Origin of the sequence: Paracnuella aquatica, from assembly GCF_003332885.2 — a bacterium.
In the GTDB taxonomy this organism is placed as follows: Bacteria; Bacteroidota; Bacteroidia; order Chitinophagales; family Chitinophagaceae; genus Flavisolibacter; species Flavisolibacter aquaticus.
Map to the genome: position 1 here is coordinate 171,386 of NZ_QOWJ01000001.1, position 16,096 is coordinate 187,481.

The following is a 16,096-nucleotide window of genomic DNA, read 5'->3' on the forward strand; positions in this document are numbered from 1 at the left end:
ATCCTGTGCCATAGGGCAGCGGAAATGAACGAATAAAAAATGGCCGGCAAAATTGCCGGCCATTTTTACAGTGAGCATTTACTTAAACTTATTTCAAAGTGTTCAACAGGTTTTCGTTCAGGCGCACATAATCCATGTTCTGGGCTTTGCGGGCCAGTTCAATAGAAGTGTTGGCAGCTTTGCGGGCATCTTCTTTACGGCCGGCTTTTGCCAGTGCGGCGGCACGCTGGTGGTGAATCCAGAATGCTTCGGGGTTTTGCTCAGCGGCTTTGTCAAACCATTGGATGGCTTGCTTCATGTCGCGGCCGGTTTCCATATAATACATGGCAGCCTGGAAATAGGGCGGCTTTTCACCAGTCATGGCGGTATTGATCTGCGCCATTACCTTGCTGTCCACATCCATTGTGATCGGCAGAGTCACCATTGAATTTTCCCAAGAAATCTGCAGGTCAGCCGAAGCGGGTTTTACATTGGCAAACTGGATCGTAAATGTTTCAACCGGGCCGGCAGTGCTTTTCACCGGCACTTTTACCCGCACCACGTCCGACTCTTTCTTATACGCAGCCGGCGAGGTTACGTCGGTTTGCTTGGTGATGATCAGTTCCCATTCTTTCGGTGTAGGGATGCTCAGCAGACCATATTTGCCGGCAGGAATTTTAGTGCCGTTTACCACCACTTCGTCGCTAAAAGTAAGCGTGGTAGCATTGTTGGCACCGGTGCGCCAAACGGCGTTGTATGGAACCAAGTCGCCAAATACTTTGCGGCTGCGGGCATTGGGACGTGAGTAGGAGAGTTCTACCGAGCCGATGCCCAACTCTTGTTTGATGGTTTGGGAGGTGCTGGGTGCAGGTGTACGCAGCTGCTGTGCGTCGGCGGCAATCATCAGGCAGGAAAATGCACTAAAAAAAGCAAGCTTTTTCAACATAAAATGGATGTTTTAATGCGCAAAAGTAACAGAACGCACCGTAGTAAAAGGCGTTTTAATATAGGTTTAGGCGTTTTTTAAAAACTATCGCCTTTGCCGCCTGAAGGGTTTGTTTGGCGGGCAGATTGTGGGGTTCGGGCGGAATTTGAAACCATCGCCGCATCTAGCCCATAAATTTGCAACCGATATGCGCAGAGCCCTGTTTTTAGTTTTATTGCTGCAAGTTTGCTGCCTAAGTTGGGGGCAAAACGGCCTGACTGAAATCAAGGGACTACCGACGAAGGAGATTTTTGATTTATTAGTTGATCGAAAAGGCTTTTTGTGGGTAGGCCATGATATGGGCATCAGCCGTTATGATGGCGTTTCCTTTACGCATTTTGCGCATCCGAGGCGGTCTTCACTGAGCATAACGGATCTGGTTGAGGATCGCTTTGGCAGGATTTGGTTCCATAACTTCACCGGCCAGATCTTCTATATTGAAAACGACCAGATTTTTTTGCTGGACGCTTACCAAAACGAAGCAGAAAACTATTTTCCACGGATGGTTTTGTGCAACGATGAACTGGTGGTAACCAGCAGGTTTGGATTATTTGTGTGCGATACACGAACGTTGAAAGGGCGGTATGTAAAAACTGATTTTGAGAAGGTCGGAGGGACATTGTCGCTTTCTGCGGTGGGCGAAAATGTGCTGGCAAGTGGCAAAAGCCTTTGGTTTATATATAGTAAGAAAAAGGGTTTGCAAACTGTTCAACGGGAAGATGAAGTTCCACTGTTGGAAAGCGGTGAAACCTACACATTGCAGCCCACCTCATTCAACGACACGGCCTATTTGATCATTAACCCAACAGGCGTGCTTGCCAAACTGTTAATTAAGGGCAATGATGTTGTGCTTGCCAGTACCATGAAGGTACATGGCTATATAAATTCCACAACGCCGGATGGCAAAGTGTTATGGATTAATGCAAAAGATCAAAGTGTTGCTATAACGCCAAACGCAAAACTTCAGCCATACGGCGGTTACAATATCAGTGATGTAGTAACTGACTTTCAAGGCAATAGATGGGTAAGCACACTTGGGCAGGGCTTGTTGGTTGAGCCGGCAACTGCCAGTATTTCAAAGATCGATATTCCGTTTTTAAAAAGCGGCGGAAAAGTGACTGCGATGCATGGCTGGCAGGGCAACATGTTGATGGGCACCGACGACTCCCGATTATTCCTGTACGACTTCTCAAAACAAAAGCTGGTTTGGGATAAGTCGTTTGCAAAAGGCATCGGATCTGTGACATATATCTCGCAGCAAAGAGACAGCAATTTACTAATCGGTACTTCATCGCTTTCTTACCTGATGAATAGGGAAGGCATTAGCGCTAATCCCTTTTCTAACGCAATTATCAAAGCTGCAGCCTTAAAAAAGAACTATTCAATCGCAGCATCTTCTGCAGGGTTGTTCTTAATGCCGCCGGATGGCATGTTTGGAACCAATTCAGCCATTGAAGTGGTTGATTTAAACGGTTGGAATAACGCTTTTCGTTCGTACAATGAAAATGGGAATGTTCCCGACAAAATTTATTTGTACCAGCATAGGGTTCGAACATTGGCTCTTCTTGGTGATTCGGATTTGTATGTTTCGTTTATGACGGGTGTTTTCCAGTTGGGAGGCGAAGCGCCTAAGCCGTTGATGGTGGATAGTGAAAAGGTGTATGCGAATTCAATGATCGCCCATGGCGACAAACTCTTTATCGGTACTTTGAACGCCGGCCTGATTGTAAAAAAGAAAACAGAGCACAAATTCATTGCTGCAGACGAAGGATTGTTTTCCAACAGTATTGTGCGGATGAAAAAAACAGACAAGTACTTATGGGTATTTCAGGATAAAGCCATTCAGCTGCTTGACCTTGACTCGGAAGCATTGGTGCACGGGGTTGAGTTGCCACAGGAGTCCGGCGCTAATGTCCATGATGTGGCCGTGGTTGGCGATACGGCTTTGCTCTCTACCAACAATGGTTTGTACAAAGTACTGTTGCAACCGGCGCCTGCATTCAAAGTTTTGAAAACATATTTGCAGGCAATGCAAATTGGCCGCAACGATGAAATAGCCCTCACTTCAACAACACTCAGTCATAACCAAAACAATATTCAGTTTAATTTATCCATCCCTTACTACAGCCCGTCCAATACTGTTTACTTTAAATACCGGCTTGTGGGTGGCGAAGGCGAAGAGCAATGGTTTGTGACGCAGGAAGGTGAACGAATTGTTCGTTTTTCGTCGCTGAATCCCGGTTCGTACACATTTGAAGCCATTGCGGTAGTGGGTGGCTCACAGGAAGGCACACCAGCAACCTTTAAATTCACCATTGAAAAGCCATGGTGGCGTACCATCGCTTTTTACCTGAGCAGCATCGGCCTGCTGGCACTCATGTTTTATGGTGTATATCGATATCGCATCCGGCAAGTACTCAAGGTTGAGCAGGTGCGGCGGACTATCTCCAAGGATCTCCACGATGAAATCGGTTCCACCATCAGCAGCATCAATATTTACTCGGCCATGGCCCGCAAGGATGGCGATCATAAAGAGTACCTGGACCTGATCCAGGAAAATACCCGCGAGGTAATTGGCAAACTCGATGACCTTGTGTGGAGCATCAACCCAAAGAACGATACGGTGGTGCAATTGGTGTCGCGGATGCGGTCGTTTGCCGAGCCGCTGTTGAAAGGCGCAGGTATTGGCTGCAGTTTTGAAGTAAACGAATCGCTGTTTGTGCAGGAGTTGCCACTCGTTACCAAGCGCAACTTGTACCTTATTTTTAAGGAACTGGTGAACAACGTAGTGAAACATTCCAGCGCCACGCATTGCCAGATAAAGTTGGAGTGGAACAACGGGCATATTTCCATGGTGGTTGCTGATAACGGCGTGGGGATTGACCTGCAACATCAGCCCACGCAACGCCACGGCATGGAAAACCTCGTGAGCCGCACCAGGAGCATGAAAGCATTTATCTATTTTCAGGAAAATAACGTTCCCGGCACTTCGGTGCGGGTGATGGTGCCGGTTAAAGTATCTTAGGCAAACAGGCCATGTGTGGGCCAAATTAAAAACAAGTGTATGATCAAACTGGTGATGATTGAGGATAATGCGGCCTATCGAAAAGCGCTGCAGCTGTTTATTTCCAAAGTGCCCGATTTTGATATTGTGCACATCAGCGACCGGCTGACCGATATTCAGTCAGTGGTATTACGTACACAGCCCGACGTGGTGATCCTTGATATTGACCTGCCGGTAACATCGGGCATTGAAGGCATCCGCCTCATTAAGGATGTTTACAGCGAAGCCAACATCCTGATGCTCACCGTTTTTGAAGACGAAGAAAAAATCTTTCAATCTGTGAAGGCAGGAGCACTCGGATACTTGTTGAAAAAAGACCCGCCTGAAAAAATTATTGATGCGATCCGCTCCATTCACCAGGGTGAAAGCATCATGAATGGCCAGATTGCCCGCAAGATTTTAAACTACTTTTCGAAACAGGCGCCACAGCGGCCATCTACCAACGACTATAACCTCACTAAAAGGGAAACAGAAATTCTGAACCTGCTCATCGAAGGCCTGTCTTACAAAGACATTGCCGCCCGATGTTTTATTTCACTCGACACGGTATTTTCTCATATTAAAAAAATATACGTGAAGCTGAAAGTAAACTCCCGGTCTGAAATCGCAGCACGCTTTCGCTAGGTGACGGGCATAAAATAAAAAAGCCTGCTTCTGTGGAAGTAGGCAGTTTTGTTACGTGAAAGAGAGAATGCAGTTAGTTTTGGTTGTTTACAAGGCAAAGGTACGGTGGGTTTGCATCCCAGGTTATCCCATATTTATGGGATATTTTTTACCTAAATATCAAATAATGAATGGTTTGCATCCAACAAAAAACCCGGCAGTACGCCGGGTTTTTTGTTGGATGTTCTGACTATTTATTGACCCATCTTCTTTTTAAGGTTTTCGTCAATTGCGTCCAGAAATTCTTCTGTATACAAGAAATCTGTACCATGTTGCACCTTTCCGGGCTTGATGGTCAGCGCCAGGTCCTTGGTCATTTTGCCGCTTTCCACTGTTTCAATACAAACAGCTTCCAACGTATTACAAAAATCAATCAGCTCCTGGTTGTTATCCAGCTTGCCGCGGAAAGCCAAACCCCTGGTCCATGCAAAAATGGAAGCAATGGGGTTGGTAGAGGTGGGGTTGCCTTTCTGGTGTTCGCGGTAGTGGCGGGTAACCGTGCCGTGTGCCGCTTCGGCTTCCATCGTTTGTCCATCAGGCGTTACCAGCACCGAGGTCATCAGGCCCAGCGAGCCAAAGCCTTGTGCTACTGAATCGCTCTGCACGTCGCCGTCGTAGTTTTTACAAGCCCATACAAAACCACCGTTCCATTTCATGGCCGAAGCTACCATGTCGTCGATCAGGCGGTGCTCGTAGGTAATACCTGCGTCTTTAAATTTCTGCGTAAACTCGGCATCAAACACTTCCTGGAAAATGTCCTTGAAGCGGCCATCATATTTTTTCAGGATGGTGTTTTTGGTGCTCATGTACAGCGGCCAGCCTTTTTGCAGCGCCATGTTCATACAGCTGCGGGCAAATCCGCGGATGCTTTCGTCGGTGTTGTACATGGCCAGGGCCACACCGCCTTCACCGCTATAGTTGTACACTTCGTATTCCTGCTTGGTGCCGTCGTCACCCTGGAAAGTGATGGTGAGTTTGCCTTTACCTTTTACTACAAAGTCAGTAGCGCGGTACTGGTCGCCAAAAGCGTGGCGGCCTACGACGATGGGGCGGTCCCATGTAGTTACCAGGCGTGGAATGTTGTTGATTACGATTGGCTCACGAAACACGGTACCATCAAGAATGTTGCGGATGGTGCCATTGGGGCTTTTCCACATTTGCTTCAGGCTAAATTCCTTCACGCGGTCTTCGTCAGGCGTAATGGTGGCGCATTTGATGCCCACACCGTACTGGCGGATGGCATTGGCGGCATCCACAGTTACCTGGTCGTTGGTTTGATCGCGGTACTCAATGCCTAAATCGTAGTATTTAATATCAACGTCAATATAGGGGAGGATCAGCTTGTCCTTAATGAATTTCCAGATGATGCGGGTCATTTCATCGCCATCCAGTTCTACCACCGGATTGGCCACTTTGATTTTTTGGGTCATGTTGGGAAGCGTTTTATTGCGGGGCCAAAACTAAGACATTATATAAAATGTTTGCGTCAAAGCGGCAAAGCCTGCAACAAGTTGATCAAACTACACAATTGCACTTCATTTTTTGTAAAAAAGTAAATGCTAACCAAGTGAAACGTCCAAGATCATCATGATGAGAAAACCCATCATAAACCCAATCACCGACCGGTCTGTGTATTTATCCCGCTGCGTTTCCGGTATCACTTCTTCCACCACCACATAGATCATGGCGCCGGCGGCAAAGGCCAATGCGAATGGTAAAATGGGTTGCATGTAAATTACAGCAATAGCCCCCACTACGCCGGCAAAGGGTTCTACAAAAGCAGAAAGCTGGCCATACCAAAAACTTTTTAACCGGCTTACGCCATGGCGGCGCAGCGGCATGGCCACGGCAATGCCTTCCGGAAAATTCTGGATGCCGATACCCAGCGCCAGTGCTATGGCACCGGCAATGCTGGCCTCGGGCATGCCGTTGGCGGCAGCGCCAAACAACACACCAACCGCCAAACCTTCGGGGATGTTGTGCAGTGTAATGGCCAGCACCAGCAGGGTAGTGCGATGCCACTGTGTTTTCATACCCTCGGTTTCCTCAGCGCCAAAATTGATGTGCAGGTGCGGCGTTAGTTTATCAAGCATGTATAAAAATGCGGCGCCCAGGAAAAAGCCAACGGCCGCCGGCATCCAGCTCATGCCCGGGTACAATCGCTCCGACATTTCAATTGATGGCGCCAGCAGCGACCAAAAAGATGCCGCTACCATTACACCACCCGTAAACCCGAGCATGGGGTCGAGCACGCTGCGGTTGAGCGTTTTAAAGAAAAATACCAGCGATGCGCCAGCGGCTGTAACGAGCCAGGTAAAGGTAGTGGCCAAAAGTGCGGCGTATACAGGACCAATGCCTTCAAAAAATGTTTCGATTGCTTTCATGATGGTTGCTTTTTTACCAGCAGGTGGCTGGCCAACTGAGCAGAAATGGAGATGATTTTATTATTGATTTTTATTTCCAGCATCTGGTCAAAAGGGGAGCGGCTCCGCACTTCAAGCTGGCTGCCAATGGCAATTTTTTTTGCCGAAAGCTGCGCCAGCAGCGGCTTCGTCTGTTGCGCCACAGCTTGCAAAACGGCCACTGCACCAATCGGCAAATCACCCAGATTAGTCAACTGCGATTGGGGCACCTTTCCTTTTTTGTCGGGGATGGGGTCGCCATGCGGATCGAACTGCGGGTAACCCAAAAACGCATCGAGCCGTTCCACCAGTTTTGCGTGGCGCACATGTTCCAGTTCCTCGGCAATTTCGTGTACTTCTTCCGGTGAAAACGCCAGCTTTTCTGCGAGAAAAGCTTCCCACAACCTATGGCGCCGCACAATGAATAGCGCAGCTTTTTTGCCCTCATTGCTCAGCGAAAAGCCATAGTACGGCGTGTAATGCAACAGGTTTTTGGCGTGCAGCTTTTTCATCATGTCCGTTACGGTAGCGGGCTTGGTGTTGAGCTGCTGCGCCAATGCGTTGGTGGTTACCGTGCCAGTATCCAGCTGCAGATGGTAAATGGTTTTGAGGTAATTTTCTTCGGTATGCGAAAACAAGACGAAAAATTTAGACTAATCTAAAAATTTATTTCGAGTCATCTAAATAAATTCCATGCCATTTTTTAAAATGAAACAAAGGGAACTGCAAAGTAGTAGCATGTTTGAGCCGGAACTTATTTCAAAGCCCGAAACGCTCTGGCATGTTTTTGTTGGCCTGCATGCCATTGCCCTGCTAATTCCTCATTTTTAGTTTACTTTAGGCACAATTAAGCCCATGGCCAGAATTTTACTTTTCCTGTTCCTTTTTTCCCTTGCCGCCTGCGGCAATAACAGCAATGCTCCGGGCGGCGACGCCGAAGAAGCAGAGGGCTATTCGGGTTTTGGCGATTTGTTTAAAAATGAAAGCTTGCCCTATCAATTAACTGATACAGCCTTGTTGGAAAATAAAGACACGGCGCAAATCCGGTTGCCCGAATTTTTGAGCCTGGTGCCCGACAGCCTGCGGGCTGAATTGTTTGGCGCAAAAGCAAAGGTGCGCTACACACCCATGGCCAGGTTTGAAGGCAGCAAAGGCACTTTCTTTTTGGTAAAAGCAAGTGGCGGCAACAAACGTGCTGCCCTCGTGGCCGTTGCCGAAGGCGACCAGTTTAAAGCGGTGTTGCCTTTTTTGGTGCCCGATAACAACAGCAAAACAGTGCAGGTGTCGGTGCTGGATAAAAATATGTCGGTGCTGCGCACCATTACCGAACGCATGCAGGATGATGTGCCGGCTGAAGGAAAGGATGTATTTACCTACACCGCTGCTACCAGCCGGTTTGATCTGGTGATGACTGACCCGCTGCACCCCGATGATATTGAACTGATCAACCCGATTGATACACTGGCCCGCACCCATAAATGGGCCGGCGATTACCAGCAGGACAAGAAAAACATGGTTTCGGTTAGGGATGGCCGTAAGCCTGACCTACTCACCGTGTTTATTCATATTGAAAAGAAAAGTGGCGCTTGCACCGGCGAAATAAAAGGCGATGTGCAAATCCTTTCGCCCACCACCGCGATATTCCGCCAGCCTGGTGAGCCCTGTGTGCTCAACCTCACATTTACAAAAACCGGCGTGACTTTGGAAGAAGAGGAAGGCTGCGGATCGAAAAGAGGTATTGAATGTTCTTTCGATGGAAAATTTCCCCGAAAGAAAGAAGCCAAGAAAAAAACAGGTGATCAAAAAAAGGTTTCGGCCTGATTGAAATGATGAGGTTGTATGACGAAATAATTTGTGTATCAGGTACACGCTTCGTCAAAATTTGCGTTTATTTGTTCTTTAAACTCCGTTCATATGGATTTCAGAAAATATAAGGTTCCTTATCCTATTGATGATCGCTACAGCCGCCAGGTGGCTTATTTCTCAATGGAATTTGCGGTGCACCAGCCGCTCAAAATTTATAGTGGCGGACTCGGCTTTTTGGCCGGATCGCACATGCGCAGTGCTTACGAATTGCGCCAAAACCTGATAGGCATTGGCATTCTTTGGAAATACGGTTATTACGACCAGGTACGCAACCAAGACCAAACCCTGCAGGTTACCTGGATGGAAAAGCAATACAGCTTTTTGGAAGATACCGGTATCAAGTTTTCGATCACCGTGCACGAACACCCAGTGTGGGTAAAGGTTATGTACCTGCCGCCCACAACCTTTAATTCGGCGCCGCTGTTCCTGATGACGACCGATATCCCGGAGAACGATTACGTGTCGCAAACCATTACCCACCGCCTGTACGATGCCAACGTGGCAACAAAGGTGGCGCAGTTTATCCTGCTGGGTGTGGGCGGTGCACGCCTGCTCGACGAGATTGGTTTTACACCGGATGTATATCACCTCAACGAAGCACATGCTGTTTCAGCAGGTTTTTACCTGTACCGCAAGTTCAACAACAACCTGGCTGAAGTGCAAAAGCGTATGGTGTTTACCACCCACACGCCTGAGGAAGCCGGCAACGAAAAACACGACATTTACCTGTGTCATAAAATGAGCTATTTCTGCGGCCTGTCGGTTGACGAAGTACGCAAACTCACCGGCATGCCCGATGACCAGTTCAACCACTCACTGGCGGCGTTGCGGTTTGCCCGCATTGCCAATGGTGTGTCGCAACTGCACGGTGAGGTAAGCCGCGATATGTGGAGCAAGTACGACAATATTGCGCCCATTCTTTCCATCACCAACGCACAAAACTGGCAATACTGGGCCGACAAAGCCTTGTATCGTTTCCGGGAAGATGGCGACGATGTAGCTTTTGACGACCGCAAAAAATGGATGAAAAAACGGGCCTTTGAAATTGTTGCCGATCAGACCGGCAAGATCTTCAACCCGAATGTATTTACCATTGTTTGGGCACGCCGCTTTGCCGGTTATAAAAGAGCAGGCCTGATTGCAACAGATGAAAAGCGTTTTGAAGCACTGCTCACTAATGCTAAATACCCGGTGCAGATTATTTGGGCTGGTAAACCTTACCCGCTCGATTACCCGGCTATTTCCGAGTTCAACCACCTGGTGCACCTGAGCAAACGCCATAAAAACGTGGCGGTGATGATTGGATACGAACTGGGCCTGAGCAAACGCCTGAAACAAGCTGCCGACTGCTGGCTGAATAACCCCCGCGTTCCACGTGAGGCATCCGGCACCAGCGGCATGACGGCAGCCATGAACGGCGCGGTGAATTTCTCGACCAACGACGGCTGGATCCCGGAATTTGTACACCACGGCAACAACGGTTTTGTGGTGCCTCCGGCAAACTACCACCAAATGAGTGTGCAGGAGCAGGATCAGTACGACCTGGACCAGTTGTATGACATTTTGCAAAAAGAAGTGCTGCCGCTGTACTACGACGACCGCGACACTTGGCGCCAGATTGTAAAGAACGGCATGCGCGATGTGTGGCTGCAATTTGACAGCAACCGCATGGCCAATGAGTACTACGAGATGTTGTACCAGGAGTACCACAACGTGGAAGCCACTTATTGATCGAACATATTATTTTAAAACGAAAAAGCCCCTGCATTGCGCAGGGGCTTTTTTGTGGCAGCTACCTCATCTATTGTATTGATAATTAAAGCTCTGCGTTTGCAGGCGGCACGAAATTTATATTAAACCTAATCTGTTCAACCAGCCGCCGGGTAATAGATTTTATAATTCCTGATAACGACTTAAGACAGCCGGTGGCCATTTTTTTACGGACTTAAAAGAAAAAGGTAGGATTATGCTAGCAATGAATTACCGCGGCACCAGGCGAGTCCGCGTTAGCCAAAAGCCGATGCCGGAAATACTGCACCCGCAGGATGTGATTGTGCGGGTAACGCGTTCCTGCATTTGCGGATCGGATTTGCACTTGTACAACGGCAACGTGCCCGATACCAGGGTAGGCACCACGTTTGGGCACGAGTTTACCGGCATTGTGGAAGAAGTGGGTGGCGATGTAACCAAACTCAAAGTTGGCGACCATATTTTGGTGCCGTTCAATATTGCATGCGGCACCTGTGTTTTTTGCCAGCAGGAGTTGTTTGGCAATTGCCACGAATCTAACCCGCAGGCAACAGCGGTGGGCGGCATTTTTGGTTACTCACACACCGCCGGCGGCTACGATGGCGGCCAGGCCGAGTATGTGCGGGTGCCTTATGCCAACGTTGGCCCCACCATTATTCCCGAAGGCATGGATGTGGATGATGCAGTAATGCTCACTGACGTGACGCCTACAGGATACCAGGCAGCGGAAATGGCGGGCATTCAAAAAGGTGATACCGTGATGGTATTTGGCGCTGGCCCTGTAGGCATCATGGCTGCACGCTGTGCGTGGCTGTTTGGTGCACACCGGGTCATCATCATTGACCATGTGGAATACCGACTCGAGTTTGCACGGCAATACGCCAAATGCGAAGCATACAACTTCCGGTCGCTGGGCGATGTGGTGCTTTTTGCCAAAAAAACAACCGATGCGCTGGGCGCCGATGTGTGCATTGATGCGGTTGGCGCCGAAGCGGCCGGCAATGCATTGCAGACTATCACCGGCCGCAAAACCTTGCTGCAGGCGGGTTCTGCCACTGCGCTGCACTGGGCTATTAATTCGGTAAAAAAAGGCGGCATCATTTCCGTAGTGGGTGTATATGGCCCCACCGATAACTTGGTGCCCATTGGTAACGTGGTCAATAAAGGGCTCACCATTCGCGCCAATCAGGCGTCGGTAAAAAGGCTTCTGCCGCGGCTGATTGAGCATGTGCAAAACGGTGTGCTCGATCCGAAAGGTTTAATCACGCACCGCATTCCACTCGAAGATGTTGCCGATGGCTACCGCATTTTCTCGGATAAACTGGACAATTGCGTGAAGCCTGTTTTGATACCTCCTTCTGCCAGAATGTAAAATGTAAACATCATGGAAAAAAGACCATTTGAAAATAACCGCGGGTCGGAACGGCCCGATATAAAAGGGTGGGGCATTGATGCCGACCCTAAGAACGATCCCACATATCCCTACAAACACCGCAACAACGGTGAGCACAAGGGTTACACTTGGGAGCGACCACCGCTGCAGCCCGTAACGGTGGAAGTGTTGCACTCCAACGAACGGCCAAATATTACGGCTGTTTTTGGAACCACCTCACCGCCCACAGGGTTGAGCGGCGCCATCCGACGATTTGCATTTAAATACAGCGAAAACAGCTACGGGCACTGGTTGCCGCTGTTGCTCGCCGACCGTGTAAATGCCGTGGAAGGTGTGCTCGATGATATACGGCATGGACATTTTCCCAACATTTTTGCCGAAAAAGGCTACAAGGGAAAATGGAAACATGACCCCGCCGGCACGGCAGCCCGCATAGGCATGATTGTAGGCGTGGCTGCGTTGGCCTTTTGGTGGTTTACCCGTGATGACGATGATGATTAGTATAACTAAAAATGGCTGCCCAATCTAGGCAGCCATTTTTGTTTTTATTAAAATGAAGTTGTCGGTATTTACCTGATGCGTACATATTGCTCGATGTTGATGCGATTAACGCCTGCACTTTCCACCACTTCGGTTCCTTGCTGGGTAAGCGTATCGCCTTTAAATGAAAGGGTAAAGGTAAAATCATTTCCTTCCCAATCACGGGCAGTGCAATACTCCAGGCTTTCGGTGTACGTGTTGCCGGTTAAAGTATAGGTGCCACCACCTGCTACAAACACCGCTGCGCTACTATCTTTCCCTTTTTTCAGATCGTGGTTGAGGAATGCAAAATGCGTGTCGTTGATAATTTTAATAAACGAACTGTTGTTCGTGTAATCAGTCACCACGGTATCGTTTTCCTGGATGGTTGTTCCTTTCAACAACTTCCAGGTGCCCACCAAGGGATGCACGGGATCGAGCTCTTTTTCCGTCGGCGGCTCTGAATTACAGGCTGCCAGTAACACTACAACGAATGGGACAAGCAATGATTTCAAAATGGTAGGTTTTAGCTTACGGTATTGAATATACGCCGCTTCGTTTAACCCATCAAGCAATTATTGAAATGCCGTTTTGCAACAAATAAAAATTATTGACCGCCAAACATTGCCGTAATTTCCTCGATGCTGCGAGCATCGGGGTAAAATTGCAGCAGCCTGCGAATCACATCTTCCACCACTGCGTCGGGGCAAGATGCACCGCTGGTGATGAGGATGCTTACGGGTTGTTGGGCCGGTAAAAATTTGTGGGTAACAAGCTCCTGCTTGTTGTGAAAATCGTAGTGCTGGATGGTTTGTTGCGACAGGATTTTTGCCTCGCTGCTGATGTAATAAGTGGGCAATTGCTCTTCGCACAGCTCCACCAGGTGCGATGTGTTCGACGAATTATATCCGCCCAACACAATGGCCAGGTCAGCCGGTGTTTGCAACATGCCGGTAACGGCACCTTGGTTGTCGTTGGTGGCGTAACACAGCGTGTCTCGGGTATCGGCAAACCGTTCTTTTACCTGGTTGTCTTGCAGGCCAAAATGCTGTATCATCACTTCTTTCAGGTAATCGGCAATGGCTTGCGTATCGGAGGCGAGCATGGTCGTTTGGTTCACCACACCAATCCGTTGCAGGTGCTGTTGCACATCAAAACCAGGCGGGTATTGCCCTTTAAATTCAGTGTAAAAATCAGCCGCCGGTTTTTCACCCGTGATGTATTTGGCCAGCTCAATGGTTTGCGCCATATTTTTTACCACCACCGACGGCGCATTGGCAGCGGCATGCGAAAACGTGGCGCGGGTTTCTTCATGCGACGGCTTGCCGTGGATGATGATGGTGTAGCCGTTTTTTGCAATCACTTCACTTCGGTTCCAAACTTTTTCCACAAATGGGCAGGTCGTATCGTAGCGCTCCACCTGGATGCCAATGTTGCGCAACTGCGCTTCGATGGCGAGGGTGGTGCCGAAAGCCGGGATCAGCACAATATCATCGGCAGTGAGGGTTTCAAAATCAATGATCGGCTGCCCTTTATTATTCTGTAAAAACTGGACGCCGCGGCCCTTCAGGTCCGCGTTTACCTGCGGGTTGTGGATCATTTCGGAAAGCAAAAAAATGCGTTTGCCGGGATTTTCATCGATGGTGCGGAATGCGATATCAATGGCATTTTCCACGCCGTAACAAAAACCAAAATGCCGGGCCAGGTAAATGCGCAGCGGGCCAAAATCGAGCAGGGTAGGCGAGAAGTCGCGTTTGAGGCGGTCTTCCTCCTTGCGTCTTTTTTTAATGGCCGAAATCAGCGGGCTGCGGTACATCACCGGAACGTCGAAGCTTTTCATGCAGGCTTTTGTTTTTGCTGAGCAAAGGTAACGAGGAATGGCGGAAGGACTGATGAGGAAAAAATCAAAAGTAAAAGGGCAAAAGTCAAAAAAGAAGGGCGTCCAATTTGCCTTTTCAATTTTGCCTTTTGAATTTTTTGCAAAGTTCCATGCCGCTAAAACCAAATGTGTATTCATCACACATTTGTTCCTTTTTCCTCCTTAATTTCGGGACCTAAACTTTTTGCCATGATGAAACGGGCGATATTTACCGGGTTGGCAGCTGCTACGTTGCTGTCCTGTTCCGTTAACAAAAAAATCAATACTGCTACAATGGAGACCGTTCCTAATTCATTAGCCTGGATACAGCACACCAACATTTACGAAGTAAACCTTCGGCAATACACGCAGGAAGGCACCATAAACGCATTTGCCAAAAACCTGCCCCGCCTGAAGGATATGGGCGTAAAAACGCTTTGGTTCATGCCCATTACGCCCATTGCGCAGAAAAATAAAAAAGGTAGCCTCGGCAGCTATTATGCGGCGGCCGATTACACTTCGGTAAGCCCCGAGTTTGGCACCATGGACGACTGGAAGGCATTTGTGCGCCAGGCACAGGATATGGGCTTCAAGGTGATCATCGACTGGGTAGCCAACCACACCGGTTGGGACCATGTGTGGACCAAAACGCACCCCGACTGGTATGAAAAAGATTCGGCCACCAATGATTTTAAAAAAGCATCGGGCATGGACGATATCATTGAGCTGGATTTTAAAAACCCGAAGCTGCGCCGTGCTATGATCGACGCGATGAAGTTTTGGGTTACGGAAACCGGCATCGATGGATTCCGCTGCGACCTGGCCTTTTGGGTGGAACTGGATTTTTGGGTGGAAGCAAAAGAAGAACTGCAACAGGTAAAACCCCTGTTCTGGCTGGGCGAACTGGATGCGCTGGACAATCCCGACTATATGCAGGTGTTTGATGCGGCGTACACCTGGAAATTCATGCACCGGGCCCGGGAATTTTACCAGGAACGCCGCCCGGTTTCTTCGCTGGACAGCGTGTTGAACGAATACCAGGCAGCGCCGGGTATGCAGGCATGGTTTACCACCAACCACGACGAAAACAGCTGGAACGGTACAGAGTATGAAAAGTATGGCGAAGCTGCATTGCCGCTAGCCGTGTTTTCGGCTACCTGGCCGGGTTTGCCGCTATTGTATTCGGGACAGGAATTGCCCAACAACAAACGGCTGGAATTTTTTGAAAAAGACGTGATCCAGTGGAACGGCAATTACCAACTCCACGATTTTTACAAAAGGCTACTGACCCTGCATGCAACGCATCCGGCGCTCAACGGCAACGATCAGGTGGCACCCGTGCAGCGCCTGCATACCAATGCCGACGGGCAGGTTCTTGCTTACCTGCGCACCAAGGGCGACCGACAGGTGTTGGTGCTGCTCAATCTTTCTGGCACAGCGGCTACAGTTCAATTGCCGGCTGGTGCAGTAAGTGGCGCATTTGAAAATGTTTTTGCCGGTAATAAAATTGAGTTGGCTAACCAGCAGACGTTGGAGTTAAAGCCGTGGCAGTATTTGGTTTATGAAAAATAGGAACCGGGAACCGGTGATTTGTATGATTTGAAAAGATTTAGGTGAT

13 protein-coding genes are annotated in these 16,096 nt (G+C 48.8%); 7 read left to right on the plus strand and 6 right to left on the minus strand.

What is annotated here, in order from left to right; genetic code table 11:
• Positions 1-88: 88 nt before the first annotated feature.
• A complete protein-coding gene (locus DRJ53_RS00755; RefSeq protein WP_114233676.1) occupies positions 89-925 on the minus strand; it encodes a DUF2911 domain-containing protein in 837 nt (278 codons plus the stop codon).
• Positions 926-1,112: 187 nt separating this feature from the next.
• On the opposite strand from DRJ53_RS00755, the gene DRJ53_RS00760 reads away from it, so the two are divergent.
• Entirely contained in the window at positions 1,113-3,989 is a 2,877-nt protein-coding gene (locus DRJ53_RS00760) for a sensor histidine kinase (RefSeq protein ID WP_123893272.1), read from the plus strand.
• Positions 3,990-4,028: 39 nt separating this feature from the next.
• Entirely contained in the window at positions 4,029-4,652 is a 624-nt protein-coding gene (locus DRJ53_RS00765; RefSeq protein WP_114233678.1) for a response regulator transcription factor, read from the plus strand.
• A 233-nt stretch (positions 4,653-4,885) separates the two neighbouring features.
• Here the strand turns inward: DRJ53_RS00765 and DRJ53_RS00770 are convergent, their stop codons facing one another.
• The 3 genes from DRJ53_RS00770 to DRJ53_RS00780 form a co-directional block, all read right to left on the minus strand.
• Positions 4,886-6,121, minus strand: coding sequence for an isocitrate dehydrogenase (NADP(+)) (locus tag DRJ53_RS00770; protein ID WP_114233679.1), 1,236 nt, complete (start codon positions 6,119-6,121; stop codon positions 4,886-4,888).
• Between the two features lie 129 nt (positions 6,122-6,250).
• Positions 6,251-7,075: a ZIP family metal transporter gene (locus DRJ53_RS00775; protein ID WP_206609700.1), complete on the minus strand. Its 825-nt coding sequence runs from the start codon at positions 7,073-7,075 to the stop codon at positions 6,251-6,253.
• Complete coding sequence (locus DRJ53_RS00780; protein ID WP_114233681.1) at positions 7,072-7,731, minus strand: metal-dependent transcriptional regulator; 660 nt, start codon at positions 7,729-7,731, stop codon at positions 7,072-7,074. Before DRJ53_RS00780 ends, DRJ53_RS00775 begins: the two co-directional genes overlap by 4 nt.
• 217 nt (positions 7,732-7,948) lie before the next feature.
• Here DRJ53_RS00780 and DRJ53_RS00785 point away from each other — a divergent pair, with 217 nt between their 5' ends.
• The 4 genes from DRJ53_RS00785 to DRJ53_RS00800 all read left to right on the plus strand — a co-directional run bounded on the left by DRJ53_RS00785 (position 7,949) and on the right by DRJ53_RS00800 (position 12,602).
• Complete coding sequence (locus DRJ53_RS00785; RefSeq protein WP_114233682.1) at positions 7,949-8,914, plus strand: hypothetical protein; 966 nt, start codon at positions 7,949-7,951, stop codon at positions 8,912-8,914.
• A 93-nt stretch (positions 8,915-9,007) separates the two neighbouring features.
• Positions 9,008-10,690, plus strand: a complete 1,683-nt coding sequence (gene glgP / locus DRJ53_RS00790; protein WP_114233683.1) for an alpha-glucan family phosphorylase — start codon at positions 9,008-9,010, stop codon at positions 10,688-10,690.
• Between the two features lie 235 nt (positions 10,691-10,925).
• The gene (locus tag DRJ53_RS00795; protein WP_114233684.1) at positions 10,926-12,080 is read left to right on the plus strand and encodes a zinc-dependent alcohol dehydrogenase; all 1,155 of its coding nucleotides are present in this window, start codon (positions 10,926-10,928) and stop codon (positions 12,078-12,080) included.
• Between the two features lie 12 nt (positions 12,081-12,092).
• Positions 12,093-12,602, plus strand: a complete 510-nt coding sequence (locus tag DRJ53_RS00800) for a hypothetical protein (RefSeq protein ID WP_114233685.1) — start codon at positions 12,093-12,095, stop codon at positions 12,600-12,602.
• Positions 12,603-12,670: 68 nt separating this feature from the next.
• On the opposite strand, the gene DRJ53_RS00805 is transcribed toward DRJ53_RS00800, so the two are convergent.
• Positions 12,671-13,135 (minus strand): hypothetical protein, encoded by a 465-nt coding sequence (locus DRJ53_RS00805; protein ID WP_114234398.1) that lies wholly within the window; start codon positions 13,133-13,135, stop codon positions 12,671-12,673.
• Positions 13,136-13,227: 92 nt separating this feature from the next.
• Positions 13,228-14,460 carry a 4-hydroxy-3-methylbut-2-enyl diphosphate reductase gene (locus DRJ53_RS00810; RefSeq protein WP_114233686.1) on the minus strand — a complete coding sequence of 411 codons (1,233 nt, stop codon included), beginning with the start codon at positions 14,458-14,460 and terminating at the stop codon, positions 13,228-13,230.
• Between the two features lie 312 nt (positions 14,461-14,772).
• Between DRJ53_RS00810 and DRJ53_RS00815 the strand changes: the two genes are divergently transcribed.
• Complete coding sequence (locus DRJ53_RS00815) at positions 14,773-16,050, plus strand: alpha-amylase family glycosyl hydrolase (RefSeq protein WP_241558407.1); 1,278 nt, start codon at positions 14,773-14,775, stop codon at positions 16,048-16,050.
• Positions 16,051-16,096: the final 46 nt, after the last annotated feature.